The organism is Vibrio cincinnatiensis DSM 19608 (assembly GCF_900167345.1).
Taxonomy (GTDB): Bacteria; Pseudomonadota; Gammaproteobacteria; order Enterobacterales; family Vibrionaceae; genus Vibrio; species Vibrio cincinnatiensis.
Genome location: NZ_FUXB01000013.1, coordinates 26971 through 46271, shown reverse-complemented (window position 1 = coordinate 46271; position 19301 = coordinate 26971). Strand labels below are relative to the sequence as shown.

Below are 19301 nucleotides of genomic sequence, written 5' to 3'. Positions count from 1 at the left end.
GGAATATAACCACATGAAATATCTAGTCACAGGGGCTGCGGGTTTTATCGGTAGTGCTGTTGTGGAAAAACTGACCGCACAAGGTCATCAGGTTGTGGGCATTGATAACCTTAACGATTATTACGACGTCTCATTAAAACAGGCTCGTTTAGCGCGGATTACTCACCCTCTATTCCAATTTATTGAACTGGATATTGCTGATCGCACCAAAATGGCCGAGCTTTTTCACCAACAGCAGTTTGAACGCGTGATTCATCTGGCGGCGCAGGCAGGGGTTCGTTATTCATTAGAAAACCCGCACGCTTATGCCGATTCTAACCTTGTCGGGCATTTGAATGTTTTAGAAGGTTGCCGCCAAGAGAAAGTCGGGCATTTGGTTTATGCCTCTTCCAGTTCGGTGTATGGGTTGAATGCCAAAGTTCCATTTGCAACATCAGATTCGGTGGATCACCCTGTTTCTCTGTATGCTGCAACCAAAAAATCGAATGAGCTTATGGCGCACAGTTATGCTCATTTATATGACATGCCTACCACAGGCTTACGCTTTTTTACCGTATATGGTTCATGGGGGCGACCTGATATGGCTCCGTTTATCTTCACTAAGAAAATTTTAGAAGGTCAAACCATCGATATTAATAACAATGGTGATATGTGGCGCGATTTTACCCATATTGACGACATTGTTGAAGGGGTGGTGCGTATTGCTGATGTCATTCCTACTCGTAACCCTGAATGGACAGTAGAAAAAGGAACGCCAGCCAGCAGTTCTGCGCCTTATGCTATCTATAATATTGGTCATGGTAGCCCAATTAACTTGATGGAGTTTGTTAAAGCCATTGAAGAGGAATTGGGTATGGAAGCAAAGAAAAATTTCCGGGGTATGCAGCCTGGGGATGTTTATCAAACCTATGCTGACACGGAAGATTTGTTTACTGCAACCGGTTATCGCCCAAGTGTTGGTGTGAAAGAAGGGGTTGCAGAGTTTGTTGCTTGGTATCGTGAGTTTTATTGTTGTTAATGATCTTAGCCTTTCCATGACTCATGGAGAGGCTTTATCTCATCGGTTTACCTATTTTGTTCCTCCCTTTTGACCTCTCATTCGATTTTTCATTTTCTTTTTCTCATTTTAATTTGTGGCAAAGATCACATTTTTAATGCCTGTTTCACTTCATTTGTTTCCTAATATTAAATAAACACATTTCCAATATGAATATTGCATTTCAATGTGATTTATATTTCAAATGTGTTTGTTTTGTTAATGTGAGCGGGCAAACATAGGAATGTGATTATGAATAAGAGCTTATTAGCAACAGCGATACTGACTTCTATTGCTTTGAGTGGATGTGGTGGTGGCAGTAGTGGGTCAAGCAGTACTCCGGAGAGCCAATCGGATGTGTCTGGTGTGGTGAACAAGGGTTTGGTCAGAGGTGGTTTGGTTAATGTTTGTTTGGCGACTGGAGCCAATATTAACGATGAATCTTGCCCAGAAGATGAGATTTTAGCCAGCACGGTGACCGATGAAAGCGGGCAATATTCTTTGTCTGGGCTACCACAGAATCGAGCATTACTGTTTGTATTGACGTCAAATGATGATCCTGACATCACGACACAAATGAAATGCGATTTTAAGGCTTGTCTTGATGATGGAAAAGCTCTGGGTGAATGGATAGATGTTGCGGCAGATTTTAAGCTGATTTCAATCTTGTCTGCAGATACCAGTAGTATTACCGCACACATGACGAGTATCACCGATGCTATTGCAAAACATACTATTCGCGCCTCTCGTGGGAGTGATGAAGTAGATATTGACGTGATTAACAATAGTCGCAGTATGATTGCTCAACTATTTGGGGTTGAGGCTCAAAAAATAATGGCGCTGGGAGCGGTTGATCTTACCGATGCTGAAGCAATAAAAACCGCTTTGGATAACAATGATCTCGAATCAGTAAAAATGGCGGCTCTATCTGCTGCGTTTTCAGATATCAGCCCACATTTAGAGGAGATGTTTACTCAGGTAGACGGCTTGATCAGTGGGGAAACGGAAGGGGCTGAATCGGTTCGAAGGGTTTTACTCGGTGGTTCCTCCGATCTCTTATCTGCGGTTAAAACACAATTAGACGATGAATCTGTTGAGTTTACCTCTGTAACGCAAAGAATTGATGCAGTGAAAGAGGAAGATGCGACAGTCACTGTTGCAGAAGCCACGTCGGATATCCAAGCGGCTAAAGATTTAGTGACACAAGTTCGTACGGTATACGATGCAACACAGGAGGAAGGGAATTTACGTCAAGGCTTTATTCAACTAGGAAACAGCTTAGAACCACTCCCTGATTTGCTGCAAGAAGAGGTCAGTCAGGCTTTTGAAACCTTAACTTCCGCTTTGATGTCTATTGCTCATTTGATCGATGATGAACTGTTTGAAGAAGAAGGTGAGTGGGAAGTTGTTAAAGAGGGAAACACTTATACGATTGATACTGACACGGTAAAATTAACCGTACTCGGTTCTAGTGACGTGGTGTTTGATGAGCAGGGAACGGAGGAATCGGGGGCAATAAACGATACCGCCGAGATTGACTTAACCATTACTGAATTATGGGTGAAAGAAGGATCGGTTGAGTTGAGTGCCACAGAGGGGCAAGCGCAAGTGCTGACCTTTGTGGGGACAGAGAGTTGGGAGAACCCTCCGGTAGATAATGGGCATGACTACAGTGAGGAATGGCATTTAGCCGCAGAGAAATTACATTTTTCTTTGACCGATCTCACCATTGAGGCCAACGATAGCCATGATACTCCTTTTACGCTACAAGGTAGTGTTTCATTTACTGCCAATAAACCGATCATTCAGGGCAAGCATACCTCCTCTTCGCAACATTCCGAGCAGCAAAATCAGTCTGAGGATTTTGATGAAGAAACCTTTAGTGCTCGTGACTTAAGCTTCAATATCAATGCAAATTTAGAGTATCAAGAGCAAAAAGCGGGCATTTCTCTCAGGGTGGCCATCGATAACCCCAATGGTTTAGTTTACTTCCGGAGTATGCGCCAAGCTTGGCAATGGGGGGATAGTTTTAATTATGAGTACCAGCAAGAAGAAGATATTGCTCAGCCAGGCTCTAGCCTCGATGAGGTGAAGCCTGAAACTGCGGATACATTCTTGCGTGGTTCCGTACTCGTCACTTTGGATACCGAAGTTAATCCAGAAAATCCACAAGTGGCTAAAGTAAGCCTACAAGCCCATCGCCCTGCTTATGATCTTGTCAGTCTCAATGGGTCGATCACCTATAATGGTAAAGAGCTAACGTTAAAAACTCAGGTAAATACTGAGCAAGATAAGCCATTAGCGGTTGAATTATCGAATGGTGCTGCTATCGCTTTCTTACGCGAAGGGACAAACGGTCAAGTGGTGGGTAATATCAAGGTGGGTAACAAACAAGTAGCCAGTATTGATGAACCTCGCAATGGGGCTGTTGTTGTGCGCTATACCAATGGGGAGTTTGAATCTCTCTTCTAGGTTGTCGTTGAAAAGAGCCTCTCAGGGGGCTCTTTATTATTGAGAAGTCATCATGTCGAGTGCTTTTTTATTGCTGCCCAGTTTAAGTTTGTTTCCACTGCATGAGCCAAATGTCGAATGGCAGATCTTTAGCCATAATCAAGCGTTTGGTTATTCACAAGATAATGCAATCTATTCTTTAGTTAAAGGGGAGAAAATTTCTTATACGCCATCGAAATATGCCTTTACCTTTAACCAAGCGGAGTTTGGGGTTCGTTATCAGCATTTTTCTTTCTCTTTACTGAGCCGCTATGAATGGTATTTACGTTTTAGCCCTGACACCATGCAGCTTTATGGTGAGTCGGTGAATCGTCAAGATATGCAAGCGGGTAAAATTTACAATATTGATCTGCGTGCTGATCACTTAATTAGCCGAGGGATAAAGTTAGCTTGGACTTCCGATATGTCGCAGCCATTGATTTGGCACCTTTCAGCCAGTTATTTGAAAGCCAGCAAAATGATGAGTGGGCGCTTACATGGGCAAGCCGGTGAAGAGGGAAAAAATGAATATGAGGGGCTGCTTGAGCTGGATTACACCTATAGTGAGGATGCTTTACTCAAAAGAGAAGTTGATGCGCCTTCTAGTTATTTTGGTTATACCACGGATGTGGGCGTGAGCTGGCAATTTCATGATAATGCCTTTGCTTCTTTACTAATACAAGATGCCTATAGTGCGATTTATTGGCAGGATATGCCCTACACTACAGCGAAAGCAAATAGTGCAACGGCTGAAACCGATAAGGATGGTTTTGTTTCAATTAAACCGTTAGTCAATGGTTTTGAAGGTTTTCATGATTATACTCAGCGCCTTCCCGTGAAGTATCACACCCGGTTTGGGCTGATGGTCGGGCAGCAAGCTTACAGCATTAAAAGTGTCTATGTGGATAAACTTTGGCTTACCGATCTTGAGTGGGCAAGACAGTGGCATGAGCATTTATATTCTCGTTTTAGCTATAATTGGCAAACCAGTGCGATGGGCTTAGAAGGACAGTGGAGATGGCTTACTCTTGGTATTCTTAGTGATCGTTTTGACTATCAGAAGGCCTCTTTATTATCAGTAAATATCGGTATTTCGGTTGATTTCTAAAACTCGCTATTTTGAAAAGGCGACGAGTTTTAATGTTTTGTGAGCCTGATTGTTTCTCTAATGGCTTATTTCATACTCTTCTCTGAATAACTGGCCTGTTTCCTTAGTGGCTATTAATGAAATGTTAATCAAATTTCAACGGAAGTATCATTTAAAGGATTTATCGTTAGGTCTTCGTGATTAACATGGATATAACACAATGATTTTTGGGAAAAGAAGTTTACTGTATCTTGTCATAATTTTGGGCCTATCAGGGTGTAATGATAGTGATGATGACGTTGGGCTCACATTGACGATAGCCCATATTAACGATCACCATTCTAAATTAGATGCTAATGAAAATATGACGATGAATTTAAATGGAAGGAGTGTATATAATGACGTTGGTGGTTTTGCTAAAGTCGTCACCCAGTTTCGTGCGCTAGAGGCAAAACATAAAAATTTATTAAAACTGCATGCGGGTGATGCTATCACAGGAACGATGTTTTATAGCTTGTTTCGTGATGAATTGCCTGATGCTTTAATGATGAATCAGGTTTGTTTTAATGCTTTTGCCTTAGGTAACCATGAATTTGATGATGGTAATGAAGCTTTAGCTCATTTCTTGGATAAACTGGCAGAAGGCCAGTGTAATACGCAAGTGCTGGCCGCCAATATTGAGGTGCCGAATGATAATGCCATCTATGGAAAATACAAACCTTATCAAGTGTTTGAGTTTGAGGGGCATCAAGTTGGCGTAATCGGCATTGATATTTCCAGTAAGACGCAGGCCTCTTCTTCTCCTTCAATCGACACCGTTTTTCTAGATGAAACAGAGACGGCACAAAAATATATTGATCAACTAAAGGCTGATGGCATCAATAAAATTGTATTGTTAACTCATCAAACTTACGAAAGTGATCTCGCCATGGCAGCTAAACTCACGGGTGTGGATGTGATTGTTGGTGGCGATAGCCATACTCTACTCGGTGATGCTAGTCGTTTAAACTCAGTGGGTTTTTCTCCTGCGGGGGATTATCCTACCAAAGTGGTGAATGCGGATGGTGATATGACTTGTATTGTACAAGCATGGGATAACAGCAAGGCTGTGGGGGAATTAACCATAGAGTTTACTTCATCTGGCGAAGTGAAAAATTGCTTTGGTACACCACATATTCTGCTCGATAGTCAGTTTAAGACGACAGACACCACGTCCGTTGTGATCACGGGAAGTGATCATGATCTATTGGTGGTTGCAGTAGAAAACGTTCCAGAGTTAGTCATAGTTAAAGACGATGTAGAGACTCAAGTTTTACTTACTCAATATAGTGAGACTATTAATGAAAAGAAAAATGAAATCATTAATACAAGCTTGAGTAAATTATGTAACGAACGAGTCCCTGGAAGCAGTCACTCTTCAGGCGCATTATGTACTGAAGGGTCATCAGAGCGTGAATTTCTTCAAAATCATGGCAGTGTTATGGCACAAATTGTGTCTCAAGCATTTTTGGATCTCTCTTTGCGTTCCGATATAGCGATTCAAAATACTGGTGGAGTACGAACCAGTATTAATGAAGGTGAAGTGAGTGTTGGGCATGCATTTGATGTTCTGCCTTTCAGTAATTTCTTAGTGAACTTAGATATGACGGGACAAGAAATTGTGAATACATTGGAAGATGCAATTGACAATGTTATTGCCAATAATTCATCGGGAGCTTTTCCTTCCGCGGCTAACTTACGTTTTCATGTTGATATGAACCAAGATAAGGGAGATCGTGTCACTCAGGTTAAAGTCCGTCGCCGTGGTGAAAGCGAGTGGAGCACTATCGATTTGAGTGCTACTTACGTCGTCGTAACTAATGATTTTATTGCCGCTGGGGGAGATCGTTATGACAGTATGGTTCCTGTTTATCAGAATCCGATTCGCCGAGAAGATACGGGCTTGCTCTATACCGATTCTTTGATTAACTACATTAAAAAGCTAGGTTCTGCAAATATTCCTCTGGATATTCCAGAGGCCTCTGAAATGGCAGTGCAAAGTTTTATTGCTAAGCAATAATAGAGCGACTGAAATTCGAGGAAAGCGCAATCCTTACGCTTTCCTTCCTTCTACCTTAACTGCTGATGTACATACTCACGGATAAACGGAATCACTTCTTGTTCAAACCAAGGGTTGTTTTTTAGCCAAAGTTGGTTGCGTGGTGAGGGGTGAGGCAGCGGCAAATAGTGTGGGGCCCAGCGTTGCCACTGTTTGACCGTTTCCGTTAAGGTTTTGGGTTTATCAGACAAATAGGCGTTTTGTGCATACTGCCCAATCAGCAGTGTCATTCCCACATTGGGCAGTTGTGCTAACACTTTTTGATGCCATCGTGGTGCGCACTCTTTACGTGGTGGTAAGTCACCACTTCTTCCTTTCCCTGGGTAACAGAGCCCCATTGGCATAATGGCGATTTGGTGTGGGTTATAAAACTGGGTTTTATCCAAATCTAGCCATTGACGTAAGCGATCACCGCTTGGATCATTCCATGCAATAGAAGTCTGGTGGACTCGAATCCCTGGGGCTTGTCCGATGATCAGGAGTTTGGCGTCTGAGTGGGCTTGAATAATGGGATTCGCCCCTAAAGGCAATTCGGGTTCACAGGCGGTGCAACGACGAATGTCGGTCAATAACGAGGCTAACATCTCACTTCCTTATCATAAAGTTGGCCTTTGGCCATCGCTGTTGAACATTATTACTAAGCATCCTTTTCCCTCCACTCGTTATCCAGTACACTTTCGCTGTATTTTTCCGCAATCATCAGAGTGACTATGTTACAAAACCCATTACAGCTTCGCCTTGAGAAGTTTGAACCTTGGCAACAGATTACCTTTATGGCATGCCTATGTGAACGCATGTTTCCCAATTACGCCTTGTTCTGTGAACAGACGGAGTTTGCCCAAGCACGTGGTTATCGAGACATTCTAGATAGTGTCTGGGAATTACTGACGGTTAAAAATGCGAAGATCAACTTCGAACGTCAGTTAGAAAAGTTAGAAGACTTAATTCCAACCACGGATGAGTTTGAGCTTTATTTGGTGTATCCCGCGATTGATGCTTGTGAGGCGTTAGCGACTTTATTACATGGCTTATTAGATCGGGACGATCTTTACGAATCCATGCAAAAAATCAGTCAGATTTCCGTGCGAACGGTGGCACAGTTGGAAGAAGCTCAAAATGGCGATGTCATTACCAATGAGAATCAGAAAGAGAATGAAGCGGTATGTGCGGAGTGGGATGTGCAATGGGCAATTTTTCGACCATTACGTGAAGCAACAGAACGTGATATTGATTTGATTAAAGACTTACGCCAAGAACTGCGGGATGAGTGTGTGAGCAATATTGGTTTAACCCTCGATTAAGAAAAGGAGTAAAGCATGCTGGAATCCATGGCTCAATGGTTGAGTCAGTATAATATTGAAATATCTCAACTTATTCATATTGCTGAAGCGTTGGGTTTGATAGTACTGATTGCCATTGCTATCCATATTCTGTTACATCGGGGAGTGGTCGCTTGGTTAAAACGGCATGCTGAACAATCTCAAGCCTCTTGGCGTCATGTTCTTTTTGCGGGGAATTTATTTAGCCGTATCGCACTATTGATACAAGGTGCTGTGATTGGTATTCAGGCAAAATGGTGGCTTTCTCCTGACAGTGCTATTCGGGAGGGAATCTTAACGTTTGTGGCGCTATGGATAGTGGTTTATGCCCTGTTAGCCTTATATTCGTTATTGAATGTTTTAGAAGTGTTGCTTGCTCGTACTCCGGTTGGGAAAAATGTGCCAATAAAAGGCATCGCTCAAAGCCTGAAAATTATTCTCTTTATTATTGCAGCATTACTTGTCACCTCGGTACTCATTGGTAAATCGCCTTTGATCCTGCTCAGTGGGGTCGGTGCGATGACGGCGGTGATCATGTTGGTCTTTAAAGACCCCATTCTCGGATTAGTGGCTGGCGTTCAACTTTCCGCGAATAAAATGCTCAGTGTGGGGGATTGGTTGGAAATGCCGAAATACGGAGCAGATGGTGATGTTATTGATATCAGTTTAACGACCGTTAAAGTACAGAACTGGGATAAAACCATTACTACGATTCCAACCTATGCACTGATTTCTGACTCGTTTAAAAACTGGAAAGGGATGCGGGAATCAGGGGGGCGACGGATTAAACGCAGCGTGCTGATTGATGCATCGAGTGTTCATTTTTTATCCAGTCATGAAATTGAGCGTTTAACCCATGCGCAGTTACTTGAGCCTTATATAAAACAAAAGGTTGAAGAGATTACCTCCTATAATCGAGCCCACAACGTTGATGATAGTAGCCTTATCAATGGGCGTCGTCTGACGAACTTAGGCAGTTTTCGGGCTTATTTAGAGCGTTATCTACGAGCCCATCCTGATGTTCATCAACAGATGACGCTGATGGTGCGACAACTTGCACCGACGCATGAAGGGATTGCTTTAGAGTTGTATTGTTTTACCGCTACCACGGTTTGGGTGGAATATGAACGTATTCAGTCGGATATTTTCGACCATCTTTATGCGGTATTGCCAGAGTTTGGCTTGCGGGTTTCTCAAGCCCCAACTGGCAGTGATTTTCGTCACTGGCAGGGGCATTGATATTCAAAGAAAAGCGTTCTCGATATCGATTTTTTCAGCCTTAACAACGTCATCCCCGCGTCGGCGGGGATCTTGCTTTATTTAGTGGGGGCTAGGCTTATTGTGGTTCTTCTTCATCTCGGCTTTCAATGACCCCATGTTCTTTTTTCCACCGCTCCCAACGTTCAGAAGCAAGCTGTTGCATGTCGGTAGTATTATCGGCTTCATCAATGATCTCTTCGCCGAGAAGATGTTCAAAAATATCTTCTAAAGTGAGTAGCCCTTGTACCGTACCATATTCATCAACGACTAAGGCAAGTTGCAACCGTAGAGACATCATTTGTTCAAACGCAATGGGTAAAGTTTGTGTATTCAGCAGTACATATAAAGGGCGCATCACAGCACCCAGAGGCTGTTTCCCCTGTCCATTTTGCTGGCGTTTAAATAATTCCAAACGGTGAACAAAACCAAGTATGTTGTCACGTTCGCCTTGATAGATAAGAGGGCGGGAGAAGGGGGTGTCCGGATGAGTCACTAAAAACTCTTCTATCGACATTTCAGCATCAACACGAAAAAGTACAGTACGTGGGGTCATCACTTGCGTTACTGGAACATGGCGAATGTTGAGTAAATTATTGAGAATTTTAGATTCACCATCATCAAATTCATCACTTTCCTTGGCCATTAAAGCCATGGCTGAAAGCTCTTCACGTAATTTAGGCAGACGATTCCCTTTCGAAAAGCGTTTGGTTATCTGTTGAGAGAACCAGATAAAAGGTGATAAGCCGATGATCATCCAGTGCAAAATAGTGGCACTGAGGGGAGCAAGCTGACGCCAATAAGTCGCTCCAATCGTTTTAGGTATGATTTCTGAAAACACTAAAATGGCGAGGGTTAATAGTGCAGAAAATAATCCTAACCATTGGCTACCCAATACCAGAGTCGCTTGGGCACCAGCCACGGCGGCACCGACCGTATGAGCAATCGTGTTGAGGGTTAAAATTGAGGCCAGAGGTCGGTCAATGTCGGCTTTCATCTCATAAAGTTTTCGTTCAGCAGGATGAGATTGTTGACGTAATTGGGCGATATAGCTGGGGGTAACGCTTAATAGTACCGCCTCTAGTACGGAACAGAGAAAGGAAATACCAATGGCGATGGAGATATAGAGGGTAAGTAGTAACATAATATCCTTAGCATTAAGCGAGTGGCGATGGGAACAATGGCATCGATAGGGTAGCGGTCGCTAGGCTTAATGTTTTGCCTGAATGTTTTATCTGGATTTATTCTGTATAGCAAGAAGAGAATCAAGAAAGCCGCGTCTTGATGTTGGCAAGGGATATTGAGGGGGGCATGCAGGTAGTCACCGGATAATTAAAGGATTACCGATGGCAATGGCTACGAAAAATCCTGCTAACAATGGGTAAATTGTGAGTGAAGGCTCATATTATGGTTAAAAGTACGTCAGAGAATCAGAAGTTACGCGACAAACCTTTGCCAGACAGGGGCTTTATGTTTTAGAGTGGGCTGAATTTGATAACCTATAAGAAGGGAAACCTAATGAACAAGACCCAATTAATCGACTTTATCGCAGAGAAAGCAGACCTTTCGAAAGCACAGGCTAAGTCTGCTCTTGAAGCTACTCTTGGTGCCGTTGAAGGTGCACTCAAAGAGGGAGACCAGGTTCAACTAATTGGTTTTGGTACATTCAAAGTAAATCATCGTGCGGCTCGTACTGGTCGTAACCCTAAAACGGGCGATGAAATCCAAATCGCAGCTGCAAACGTTCCTGCATTTGTTGCTGGTAAAGCACTGAAAGATTCAGTGAAGTAATTTATACTACGCCGAGATATTCTGTCTCGGCGTCTTTTTTATGAATAAGTGGCTTCTTCTATTGTGTACAACTGGCTTATTAGCGGGTTGTTCTTCTTCTCTCCCTCATCCTAATCTTGAATTTCTAAATGATTACTCTGGCGGTCAAAGCGCAGGGGATATCACTCGTCTCTATTGGTATACCGAATATCAAAATCGTCCTGTAAAAGGTTCCGAGTATGTTCTGCAAGGAGAGCATGGTCATTATCAGACCAGTTATCGCTGGGAGGAGGGACAGGTACGGGAAGTGGTCCGTGAGGGGATGCAGTTAAAAGACAAAACATTCGTGCCTTATCGAGTACATCTACGTTTTAATCCACAAGGCGAAGCGGTCTATCAACAATTCCGAGTCGAAGGAAAAGTGCTGCCGCTCAACCGACAGCAACGGGAAGAGTATTTGAAGCAGGCTCAGAGCTTATCCGAACTCAGTAAAACGCAAGCCAATCTAGATGTCACACTGTATCAAGGATTTTGGGATGGACAGGCATTCACCAGTTGTACTCAAGAATCCTTTGCAAATGTTTCCTTTGCCTCTTCGGTTCCTGATGTTATCACACAGCGTTTAGTGACCGATCACTATCTTGTCTTGCTGGCTAAACCGGGTCGAGCTCGGCTAGAGGTTCAACAAGTATTGATGATCGCAGAGAGTGAGCATGCCTGTATTGAACGACCCGCGTTGATTGAAACGGAGTGAGCTTTGGCTCACAGAGATAGGGATATAAAATGAAAAAAGCTGGTTTCCCAGCTTTTTTCTTTGAGGTTAATCGTGATACTTATTTTTCTGCTTGTTCACGGGCAATAGCGCGATAGCCGATATCGTTACGATAAAACATATCTTGCCAATGAATTTGTTTGACTAACTGATAAGCTCGTTGCTGGGCTTGAGAAACGGTGTCACCGAGTGCTGTTGCACACAAAACTCTCCCACCATGGGTTACCACTTCACCTTGCTGATTTGTTGTTCCCGCATGGAACACTTTTTGATCTTCTGCTTCCGTGGTCGGTAAACCATGAATCACATCACCTTTGCGATAATCCGCTGGGTAGCCACCTGCCGCTAACACAATGCCGATAGAGGCGCGAGGATCCCAATGGGATTCCACTTGGTCCAGTTTGCCATCCAGTGCCGCTAAGCATAATTCAACCAGATCTGACTGCATACGCATCATAATGGGTTGTGTTTCTGGATCGCCAAATCGGCAGTTGTATTCAATCACTTTTGGTGTGCCTGAACGATCAATCATGAGGCCGGCATACAAAAAGCCGGTATAAGGATGACCTTCTTCTGCCATACCGCGTACCGTTGGATAAATGACTTCCTGCATGACTCGATCATGAATCTCTTGAGTGACGACAGGAGCGGGTGAGTAAGCACCCATTCCGCCGGTATTCGGGCCCGTGTCTTTGTCGCCGACGCGTTTATGATCTTGGCTGGTTGCCATGGGGAGTACGTGCTCACCATCAACCATGACAATGAAGCTGGCTTCTTCACCATCTAAAAATTCTTCGATCACGACTCGGCTACCTGCATCACCAAAGGCGTTACCCGCTAGCATGTCTTTGATGGCTTCTTCCGCTTCTGACAGCGTCATTGCCACAATAACGCCTTTCCCTGCGGCAAGACCATCGGCTTTCACCACAATCGGTGCCCCTTGCGCTCGGACATAAGCTAAAGCAGGTTCAATTTCGGTGAAATTAGCATAAGCGGCGGTTGGGATATTATGACGCGCTAAGAAATCTTTGGTGAAGGCTTTTGACCCTTCGAGTTGCGCGGCGGCTTGTGTTGGACCAAAAATAGGTAAATCGGCGGCACGAAACGCATCAACCACACCGAGTACTAGAGGAACTTCAGGCCCAACAATGGTCAGTTCAATGCTGTTCTGCTTGGCAAAGGCCACTAAGCCGTCAATGTCTTCTACTTGGATATTGACGTTCTTAAGTTTTGCTTCCAATGCCGTTCCCGCATTACCCGGAGCCACGAATACGGTGTTGACTTGAGGGTTTTGCGCCACTTTCCAGCCCAGCGCGTGTTCACGACCGCCAGAGCCTATGATTAATACTTGCATGGTTTAATCCTTATTGTCAGATCCTAGGGCATTGAGAGACACCTAGGACCTTAGTTGTTTGTATGAGGCTTGAAAACCTATCCAATCAAGATGAGTAGTTTGGTTTCTACCGTTACTTATTTGGATGAATATTGGGATGAATGGTCAACCCATGATATTAATGACGGAAATGGCGCATCCCCGTAAAGATCATTGCCATGCCGTGTTCATCCGCAGCCGCGATGACTTCATCATCACGCATGGACCCCCCAGGCTGAATGACGCATTTAATCCCCGCTTGGGCCGCGGCATCAATACCATCACGGAAAGGGAAGAAAGCATCCGAAGCCATCACACACCCTTCCACTTGTAAGCCTTCATCGGCCGCTTTAATTCCTGCAATTTTTGCTGAGTAAACGCGGCTCATTTGCCCTGCGCCCACGCCAATCGTCATATCACCTTTGGCATAAACAATCGCGTTGGATTTCACATATTTGGCCACTTTCCAGCAGAACAATGCATCTTTGAGTTCTTCTTCCGTTGGTTGACGCTTGGAAACCACTTTAAGGTCATCGGCTGATACCATACCGTGATCGCGTTCTTGCACCAGTAATCCGCCATTGACGCGTTTCATATCAAAACCAGTGGTTTTGCTTGACCATTCACCACATTCCAATAGACGAACATTTTTCTTCGCTGCAACCACTTCGATAGCTTGCGCTGAGACTTTCGGTGCAATGATGACTTCCACAAACTGACGTTCAACAATGGCACTTGCCGTGGCTGCGTCAAGTTCTTGGTTGAAAGCGATGATGCCGCCAAAGGCCGAGGTTGGGTCGGTTTGGTAAGCGCGGTTATAGGCTTCAAGAATATCGCTACCCAGTGCCACACCACATGGGTTGGCATGTTTGACAATCACACAAGCGGGCTCAGCAAACTCTTTGACACACTCAAGTGCAGCATCGGTATCGGCAATGTTGTTGTAAGAAAGAGCTTTACCTTGGATTTGGCGAGCGGTTGCCACAGACGCTTCTTGAGGGGTTTCTTCTACGTAGAAAGCCGCAGATTGGTGGCTATTTTCACCGTAACGCATATCTTGCTTTTTGATAAATTGTTGGTTGAAAGTGCGGGGGAAGGTGGATTCTTCATCCCCTTCTGTATTGTCACCATAAGACGGAACCATAGTGCCGAAGTAGTTGGCAATCATACCGTCATAGGCGGCGGTATGTTCAAATGCGGCAATGGCTAAATCAAAACGAGTTTCCAGTGTGAGTGAGCGCTCATTCGCATCCATTTCAGCAATCACTCGTGAATAGTCTTTAGCATTCACCACAATGGTCACATCTTTGTGGTTTTTCGCGGCTGAACGCACCATGGTTGGTCCGCCAATGTCGATATTTTCTACGGCATCCGCCAAAGTACAATCGGTTTTTGCTACGGTTTGAGCAAAAGGATAAAGGTTAACCACCACCATATCGATAGGCTGGATGCCGTGTTCCGCCATGATCGCATCATCTTGACCACGACGACCTAACACGCCACCGTGAACTTTAGGGTGAAGGGTTTTCACTCGTCCATCCATCATCTCTGGGAAACCGGTGTAGTCAGAGACTTCAGTAACGGCTAAGCCTTGTTCTGCTAGCAGACGAGCGGTACCGCCAGTGGAGAGAATATCGACACCTCGTTCCGCGAGTGCTTGAGCAAACTCAACAATACCAGTTTTATCGGATACGCTGATCAGAGCGCGACGAATAGGGCGAGCGTTGTTCATGCTTCCATTTTCCTTCAATTTGTACGACGTTAAATCGTGGACTATCACCAAAGAGCTTTACCACAACGGAATATGGAATAAGGTTATGTGTTAAAATTGTCACATTTCCCGTTGGGGTAAAGGTCTTTTCTCGGTGATTAAGATGACGCGTATTCTAGCCAAATTATCGCTAAAGATCTCGCGCAATCGTTTGGCATGGGAAAAATAATCGTTAAAAAAGGCTTTTTCAAGTAAAAAAAGCACGGTGGCGTCTTTTTCGTTAATGCATTTTTGATGAGCCTAAAGAGAGAAAAGGAGAGTGAGATGTTTCAGATCGGTGAACTGGCTAAACGCTGTGGCGTGTCGAGTGATACGCTGCGCTTTTACGAAAAAAATGCGCTGATTAAACCTGCTGGGCGCAGTGAATCTGGATATCGTTTATATGATGAGGCCAATCAACAGCAAGTCAGTTTTATTTTAAAAGCCAAAGCATTGGGGCTGAGCCTTGATGAGATAAAAGAGTTACTCGATATTAAGCTAGAAGCGACAGAGCACAGCTGTGCTGAAGTAAAGTCGATTACCAGCGCTAAACTTAAGTTGATTGATGAAAAAATCGCTGAACTGACTCGGATTCGTGCTGCGCTCAAAAAAATTAACGATGCATGTTGTGGTGATAGCGATGATGATGCGAGCCACTGCTCTATTCTAGCCGCATTAGAATAAGCTAACCTTAGTTTTCATTTTTAGTGCCTTGGTGGGTGCGCCTTTCTGTCAGAAAAGCCCGTATAATCCTACGTTTTTGTTATTGGATGATAATGGATGGATCGGTCTCGGTGATGTGAATCACTGACTTTTACTGTTACTTCATGGTGCACACATGGTTGGAAGATGCTTTCAAATCAACGATTGGACGCTGAGTGTTGATGAAAATAAATTGTATCGCCAGAATAGGGAAGTTTCGGTTGAGCCAAGATTGATTAATCTGTTGTATTTTTTAGCAAAAAATGCGGGTGAAGTCTTTTGTCGAGAAGAGTTAATTGAACATGTCTGGGGTGGTGCAGTCGTTACCGATCAAGTCGTCACTCAGTCTATTTTTGAGTTGAGAAAACTGCTGCGTGATGGACGCGAAGAAAATATCCCTTATTTAACCACCGTTCCTAAACGGGGTTATAAGCTGGTCGCCACGGTAACTGAACTCTTTTCTGCCCCTGTTCGTGAATGGCAAGACGGTGATATTAGCCCACCCTCGGCAGATACTTCAGATGCCGAATTGGAGGCGTCGTCAACATCTTACTCTGAGGTTACCTTTCCCGCCGCCCCTTTAACTCGGGCTTTTCAGTCTCGCTCTTCCTCTTCACCACGAGCTCATTTTCCCATTAAACGCTGGCGAACGTTAATGTTTGATGTGGTGTGGATCGGTATGCTGATTATTGGCTTTGGGCTGTTCACGTATCATCAATCGGATATTTCGATTACTCAAGCGGTGGATGCACGTCTTATTGAATTTAAATTTGATCATGACCTTACACAGCATAAAAACGGTGTTGAGTTGGCCGATGGTATTATTCAAAAGTTAGCGGCTGATATTGACCAAGTCACGGATTACCGCATTCGTTTGAGTAAAACCCGTTTTGCTTCTGGTATCTTGCCGGGGAAAACCGTGACGGTACTCGTTAAAGAGCACGAAGGGAAAACGTACCTTGATCTGGAATATCGCAATAACGCCTCTGGCACTATCTTATTTAGCCGCCAATACTTATTAGTGCCTCCCCATTTAAATCGGGTAGTCAAGCAAGTGTCTCAGGATTTAATGCAGGCGTTACATGTTTCGGATGCGCAAAGTCATGCTGAGCGATTGATGGCCGGATTGCCAGTGAATCAACAAGCCCTTTCTACGTTAATTCTTGCTCATCATTATTTGAATGTCTCACAGCCTGAATCGTTTAAAGAGGGAATTCAACTTTTAGAACAAGTGCTGCGTTATGAGCCTGAGAATAGTTATGTTCAGGCGGAATTATTAGTGGCCTATTATGTACAAGTTGCATTAGATCCCGATCAAGCGTTAGCACAAGATAGAGTGAATCAACTGACTTATCAGTTGGTGAGTGAAATTAAGTCGGCCAGCCTTGCGACTCAAGCACGAGTATTTGAAGCGTTGGCGCTGCATGAAATATTAACCAACCATCCAGAGCAGGCTGAAGTGTATCTACAACGAGTGTTTGCTCAGCGTGAATCTGTATTAGCGTATGTGTTGCAAGGTAAGCTTTTGGAGTTGCAAGGGGATACCGAAGCGGCCAGCGAAGCCTACAGCGAAGCTTTTTATATTGATACTTCGATTGAAACTTACTTATTGTGTGAAAACTTGGCGTTTTATAGCAACTTAAAATCGATTGATTATTCACTCTATCGCTCAGTCCATCCATCTGTGACGACGGTGTTATAAGTTTTCACCACTGACTTCAATGACTTTGATGGGGCGCTTTAGGTTATCTTTGATGATCGAAAAGCGTCATGTCATCCTCTCTCTTTCCTTATCTATGACTCTTTCCCATTGCCCGCTTTTATTAAGAGTGTGTCTCCTTCGTTATGAGCGATAGCAATCCCTGTTCAATACCTTGAACAAACCTTGATAATTTTATTGATGAGAAATGTTGAAGCGATTTGTGGTTGTCTCTCTTTATCTTTTATCAGGTCTTACATTAATGTTGTTGTTAACTATTTGTTTTTAAATATATTTATATTTTTACTATTTATTAGTTGGTGCTCAATATAAAGATTTAGTCATTTTTTTATTGATAATCGCATCTTGATTTTTTTTGCCTTTTTTCAGCGTAACCTCTGCCTTGTTCGGTGAAGGACTCTATCTGTGTTGGGTCTTTTACTTCTGAGGGTTTGAGCGAATCGCTCGTGGAAAAATCGGGAGACGTTATGTCATCGAGTACCAAAAAAATTGGCGTTATCGCCTGTACTGGAGTCGTGGCGGGTAACATGATGGGCAGTGGTATTGCCTTGTTACCTTCCAGCCTTGCGACTGTGGGATCTATCTCTTTATTTAGCTGGATTATCTGCATTGCGGGTGCATTGAGTCTGGCTTTTGTTTTTGCACGCTTAGCCACCAAAAATCCACAAGAGGGTGGCCCGATTGCTTATGCTGGGGAAGTGTCTCCTGTCTTTGGCTTTCAGGCGGGCGTTCTTTATTACCATGCAAACTGGATCGGTAACCTAGCGATTGCGATTACGGGTGTTTCTTATCTTTCTGTTTTCTTCCCTGTGTTGAATAACCCGGTTCCTGCTGGCTTAGCGACCATTGCTTCAGTTTGGCTTTTCACACTGGTTAACTTGCTCGGTGGTAGCTGGGTCAGTCGCTTATGTACGATTGGTTTGGTTCTGATTTTGATTCCTGTCCTTGGTACAGCGTTATTTGGTTGGACCCATTTTGATATGGCGATTTACCAACATAACTGGAATGTGTCTGCGGGTAGCGATAGCCATGCGATCATTAGCGCAGTACTTATCTGCTTGTGGTCATTTGTTGGGGTTGAGTCTGCGGCCGTTTCTTCTGGTATGGTGCGTAATCCAAAACGAACTGTGCCATTGGCAACCATGCTGGGCACCGCACTGGCCGGTATTATTTATGTGGTTTCGACACAAATGATCAGTGGCCTTTTCCCTGCGGGTGACATTGCCGCTTCAGGCGCACCGTTTGCTATGGCAACGACCAACCTATTTGGTAGCTGGTCTGCACCGTTCGTTTCTGCTTTTACGGCACTCGCCTGTTTTACTTCATTAGGTTCTTGGATGATGTTGGTGGGCGAAGCGGGTAAACGTGCTGCTGCGGATGGTAACTTCCCGAAAGTGTATGGTGAAACCGATAAGAATGGTGTACCGAAAAAAGGCTTAATTCTCGCTTCCCTAAAAATGACGGCCTTAATGATTGTGTTGATGCTCTTTAGCTCACAAACCGCTCATGCGGCAGATATCTTTAACCAGCTCACCACTGATGCCGTACTGCTCACCATGCTGCCTTACTTCTACTCCAGTATTAACTTGATTCGCTTTGAAGGTATGACGACTCGCAATAGCTTTGTCATGCTCTTCTCTGGGGTGGCGTGTGCGTTTTGTATGATTGCTCTTGCCGGAGCAGAAGGAACCACACTAACGGCTACTTTCATCATTTCATTAGTGATTTTGATGTTCTACAGCAAAAAAGCGGGTTTTGCACAATACCGTGAATCTCATAAGCCCAACGCTTCTGCGTCGATGGCTTAATCCTCCGATGCTAGCGCTGGTTATCGAAAGCTGACGCTAGCCCATTAATTTCTTTGGCGTTCCTGATACTCACTATCACGTTAGATAGGGAGCGCCTTCTTTCGTCTTGGAGATGTCCAA

At 44.1% G+C, this 19301-nt stretch carries 16 protein-coding genes; 11 read left to right on the top strand and 5 right to left on the bottom strand.

Translation table 11 applies throughout. From position 1 onward, the window contains the following. Nucleotides 1-13 precede the first annotated feature (13 nt). The 4 genes from B5D54_RS12580 to B5D54_RS12565 all read left to right on the top strand — a co-directional run bounded on the left by B5D54_RS12580 (nucleotide 14) and on the right by B5D54_RS12565 (nucleotide 6672). A complete protein-coding gene (locus B5D54_RS12580; protein ID WP_078926917.1) occupies nucleotides 14-1018 on the top strand; it encodes an NAD-dependent epimerase in 1005 nt (334 codons plus the stop codon). A gap of 270 nt (nucleotides 1019-1288) precedes the next feature. Continuing rightward, a complete protein-coding gene (locus B5D54_RS12575) occupies nucleotides 1289-3508 on the top strand; it encodes a hypothetical protein (protein WP_078926916.1) in 2220 nt (739 codons plus the stop codon). 52 nt (nucleotides 3509-3560) lie between these two features. After that, nucleotides 3561-4634, top strand: coding sequence for a hypothetical protein (locus B5D54_RS12570; protein ID WP_078926915.1), 1074 nt, complete (start codon nucleotides 3561-3563; stop codon nucleotides 4632-4634). 199 nt (nucleotides 4635-4833) lie between these two features. Then, nucleotides 4834-6672: a 5'-nucleotidase C-terminal domain-containing protein gene (locus B5D54_RS12565; RefSeq protein WP_078926914.1), complete on the top strand. Its 1839-nt coding sequence runs from the start codon at nucleotides 4834-4836 to the stop codon at nucleotides 6670-6672. A 50-nt stretch (nucleotides 6673-6722) separates the two neighbouring features. On the opposite strand, the gene B5D54_RS12560 is transcribed toward B5D54_RS12565, so the two are convergent. Then, nucleotides 6723-7295 (bottom strand): uracil-DNA glycosylase family protein, encoded by a 573-nt coding sequence (locus tag B5D54_RS12560; protein ID WP_078926913.1) that lies wholly within the window; start codon nucleotides 7293-7295, stop codon nucleotides 6723-6725. A gap of 126 nt (nucleotides 7296-7421) precedes the next feature. Here B5D54_RS12560 and B5D54_RS12555 point away from each other — a divergent pair, with 126 nt between their 5' ends. Both B5D54_RS12555 and B5D54_RS12550 read left to right on the top strand, forming a co-directional pair. Continuing rightward, nucleotides 7422-8012 carry a YjaG family protein gene (locus B5D54_RS12555; RefSeq protein ID WP_078926912.1) on the top strand — a complete coding sequence of 197 codons (591 nt, stop codon included), beginning with the start codon at nucleotides 7422-7424 and terminating at the stop codon, nucleotides 8010-8012. Between the two features lie 15 nt (nucleotides 8013-8027). Beyond that, nucleotides 8028-9269, top strand: coding sequence for a mechanosensitive ion channel family protein (locus tag B5D54_RS12550; RefSeq protein ID WP_078926911.1), 1242 nt, complete (start codon nucleotides 8028-8030; stop codon nucleotides 9267-9269). 97 nt (nucleotides 9270-9366) lie between these two features. On the opposite strand, the gene B5D54_RS12545 is transcribed toward B5D54_RS12550, so the two are convergent. Then, nucleotides 9367-10431, bottom strand: a complete 1065-nt coding sequence (locus B5D54_RS12545) for a CNNM domain-containing protein (RefSeq protein WP_078926910.1) — start codon at nucleotides 10429-10431, stop codon at nucleotides 9367-9369. A gap of 374 nt (nucleotides 10432-10805) precedes the next feature. Between B5D54_RS12545 and hupA the strand changes: the two genes are divergently transcribed. Both hupA and B5D54_RS12535 read left to right on the top strand, forming a co-directional pair. Then, the gene (gene hupA / locus B5D54_RS12540; RefSeq protein ID WP_078926909.1) at nucleotides 10806-11078 is read left to right on the top strand and encodes a nucleoid-associated protein HU-alpha; all 273 of its coding nucleotides are present in this window, start codon (nucleotides 10806-10808) and stop codon (nucleotides 11076-11078) included. Between the two features lie 40 nt (nucleotides 11079-11118). Further along, on the top strand, nucleotides 11119-11811 hold the full coding sequence (locus tag B5D54_RS12535; RefSeq protein ID WP_078926908.1) for a DUF1481 domain-containing protein: 693 nt from the start codon (nucleotides 11119-11121) through the stop codon (nucleotides 11809-11811). A 79-nt stretch (nucleotides 11812-11890) separates the two neighbouring features. On the opposite strand, the gene purD is transcribed toward B5D54_RS12535, so the two are convergent. The 3 genes from purD to B5D54_RS17340 form a co-directional block, all read right to left on the bottom strand. Further along, nucleotides 11891-13183, bottom strand: coding sequence for a phosphoribosylamine--glycine ligase (gene purD, locus B5D54_RS12530; protein WP_078926907.1), 1293 nt, complete (start codon nucleotides 13181-13183; stop codon nucleotides 11891-11893). A 157-nt stretch (nucleotides 13184-13340) separates the two neighbouring features. Beyond that, nucleotides 13341-14933 carry a bifunctional phosphoribosylaminoimidazolecarboxamide formyltransferase/IMP cyclohydrolase gene (purH, locus tag B5D54_RS12525; RefSeq protein ID WP_078926906.1) on the bottom strand — a complete coding sequence of 531 codons (1593 nt, stop codon included), beginning with the start codon at nucleotides 14931-14933 and terminating at the stop codon, nucleotides 13341-13343. A gap of 99 nt (nucleotides 14934-15032) precedes the next feature. After that, nucleotides 15033-15197, bottom strand: coding sequence for a phosphoribosylamine--glycine ligase (locus B5D54_RS17340; protein WP_115174033.1), 165 nt, complete (start codon nucleotides 15195-15197; stop codon nucleotides 15033-15035). 39 nt (nucleotides 15198-15236) lie between these two features. Here B5D54_RS17340 and zntR point away from each other — a divergent pair, with 39 nt between their 5' ends. The 3 genes from zntR (at nucleotide 15237) to cadB (ending at nucleotide 19181) form a co-directional block, all read left to right on the top strand. After that, nucleotides 15237-15635, top strand: coding sequence for a Zn(2+)-responsive transcriptional regulator (gene zntR, locus B5D54_RS12520; protein ID WP_078926904.1), 399 nt, complete (start codon nucleotides 15237-15239; stop codon nucleotides 15633-15635). A gap of 154 nt (nucleotides 15636-15789) precedes the next feature. Then, nucleotides 15790-17355 carry a lysine decarboxylation/transport transcriptional activator CadC gene (gene cadC, locus B5D54_RS12515; protein ID WP_078926903.1) on the top strand — a complete coding sequence of 522 codons (1566 nt, stop codon included), beginning with the start codon at nucleotides 15790-15792 and terminating at the stop codon, nucleotides 17353-17355. 485 nt (nucleotides 17356-17840) lie between these two features. Further along, the gene (cadB, locus tag B5D54_RS12510) at nucleotides 17841-19181 is read left to right on the top strand and encodes a cadaverine/lysine antiporter (RefSeq protein WP_078926902.1); all 1341 of its coding nucleotides are present in this window, start codon (nucleotides 17841-17843) and stop codon (nucleotides 19179-19181) included. Nucleotides 19182-19301: the final 120 nt, after the last annotated feature.

Coding starts and splice junctions, on each gene's coding strand:
- zntR (WP_078926904.1), top strand. CDS start 15,237: ATGTTTCAGATCGGTGAACTGGCTAAACGCTGTGGCGTGTCGAGTGAT.
- cadB (WP_078926902.1), top strand. CDS start 17,841: ATGTCATCGAGTACCAAAAAAATTGGCGTTATCGCCTGTACTGGAGTC.
- B5D54_RS12575 (WP_078926916.1), top strand. CDS start 1,289: ATGAATAAGAGCTTATTAGCAACAGCGATACTGACTTCTATTGCTTTG.
- B5D54_RS12535 (WP_078926908.1), top strand. CDS start 11,119: ATGAATAAGTGGCTTCTTCTATTGTGTACAACTGGCTTATTAGCGGGT.
- B5D54_RS12580 (WP_078926917.1), top strand. CDS start 14: ATGAAATATCTAGTCACAGGGGCTGCGGGTTTTATCGGTAGTGCTGTT.
- B5D54_RS12570 (WP_078926915.1), top strand. CDS start 3,561: ATGTCGAGTGCTTTTTTATTGCTGCCCAGTTTAAGTTTGTTTCCACTG.
- cadC (WP_078926903.1), top strand. CDS start 15,790: ATGGTTGGAAGATGCTTTCAAATCAACGATTGGACGCTGAGTGTTGAT.
- B5D54_RS12555 (WP_078926912.1), top strand. CDS start 7,422: ATGTTACAAAACCCATTACAGCTTCGCCTTGAGAAGTTTGAACCTTGG.
- B5D54_RS12545 (WP_078926910.1), bottom strand. CDS start 10,431: ATGTTACTACTTACCCTCTATATCTCCATCGCCATTGGTATTTCCTTT.
- hupA (WP_078926909.1), top strand. CDS start 10,806: ATGAACAAGACCCAATTAATCGACTTTATCGCAGAGAAAGCAGACCTT.
- B5D54_RS12560 (WP_078926913.1), bottom strand. CDS start 7,295: ATGTTAGCCTCGTTATTGACCGACATTCGTCGTTGCACCGCCTGTGAA.
- B5D54_RS12565 (WP_078926914.1), top strand. CDS start 4,834: ATGATTTTTGGGAAAAGAAGTTTACTGTATCTTGTCATAATTTTGGGC.
- B5D54_RS12550 (WP_078926911.1), top strand. CDS start 8,028: ATGCTGGAATCCATGGCTCAATGGTTGAGTCAGTATAATATTGAAATA.
- purH (WP_078926906.1), bottom strand. CDS start 14,933: ATGAACAACGCTCGCCCTATTCGTCGCGCTCTGATCAGCGTATCCGAT.
- purD (WP_078926907.1), bottom strand. CDS start 13,183: ATGCAAGTATTAATCATAGGCTCTGGCGGTCGTGAACACGCGCTGGGC.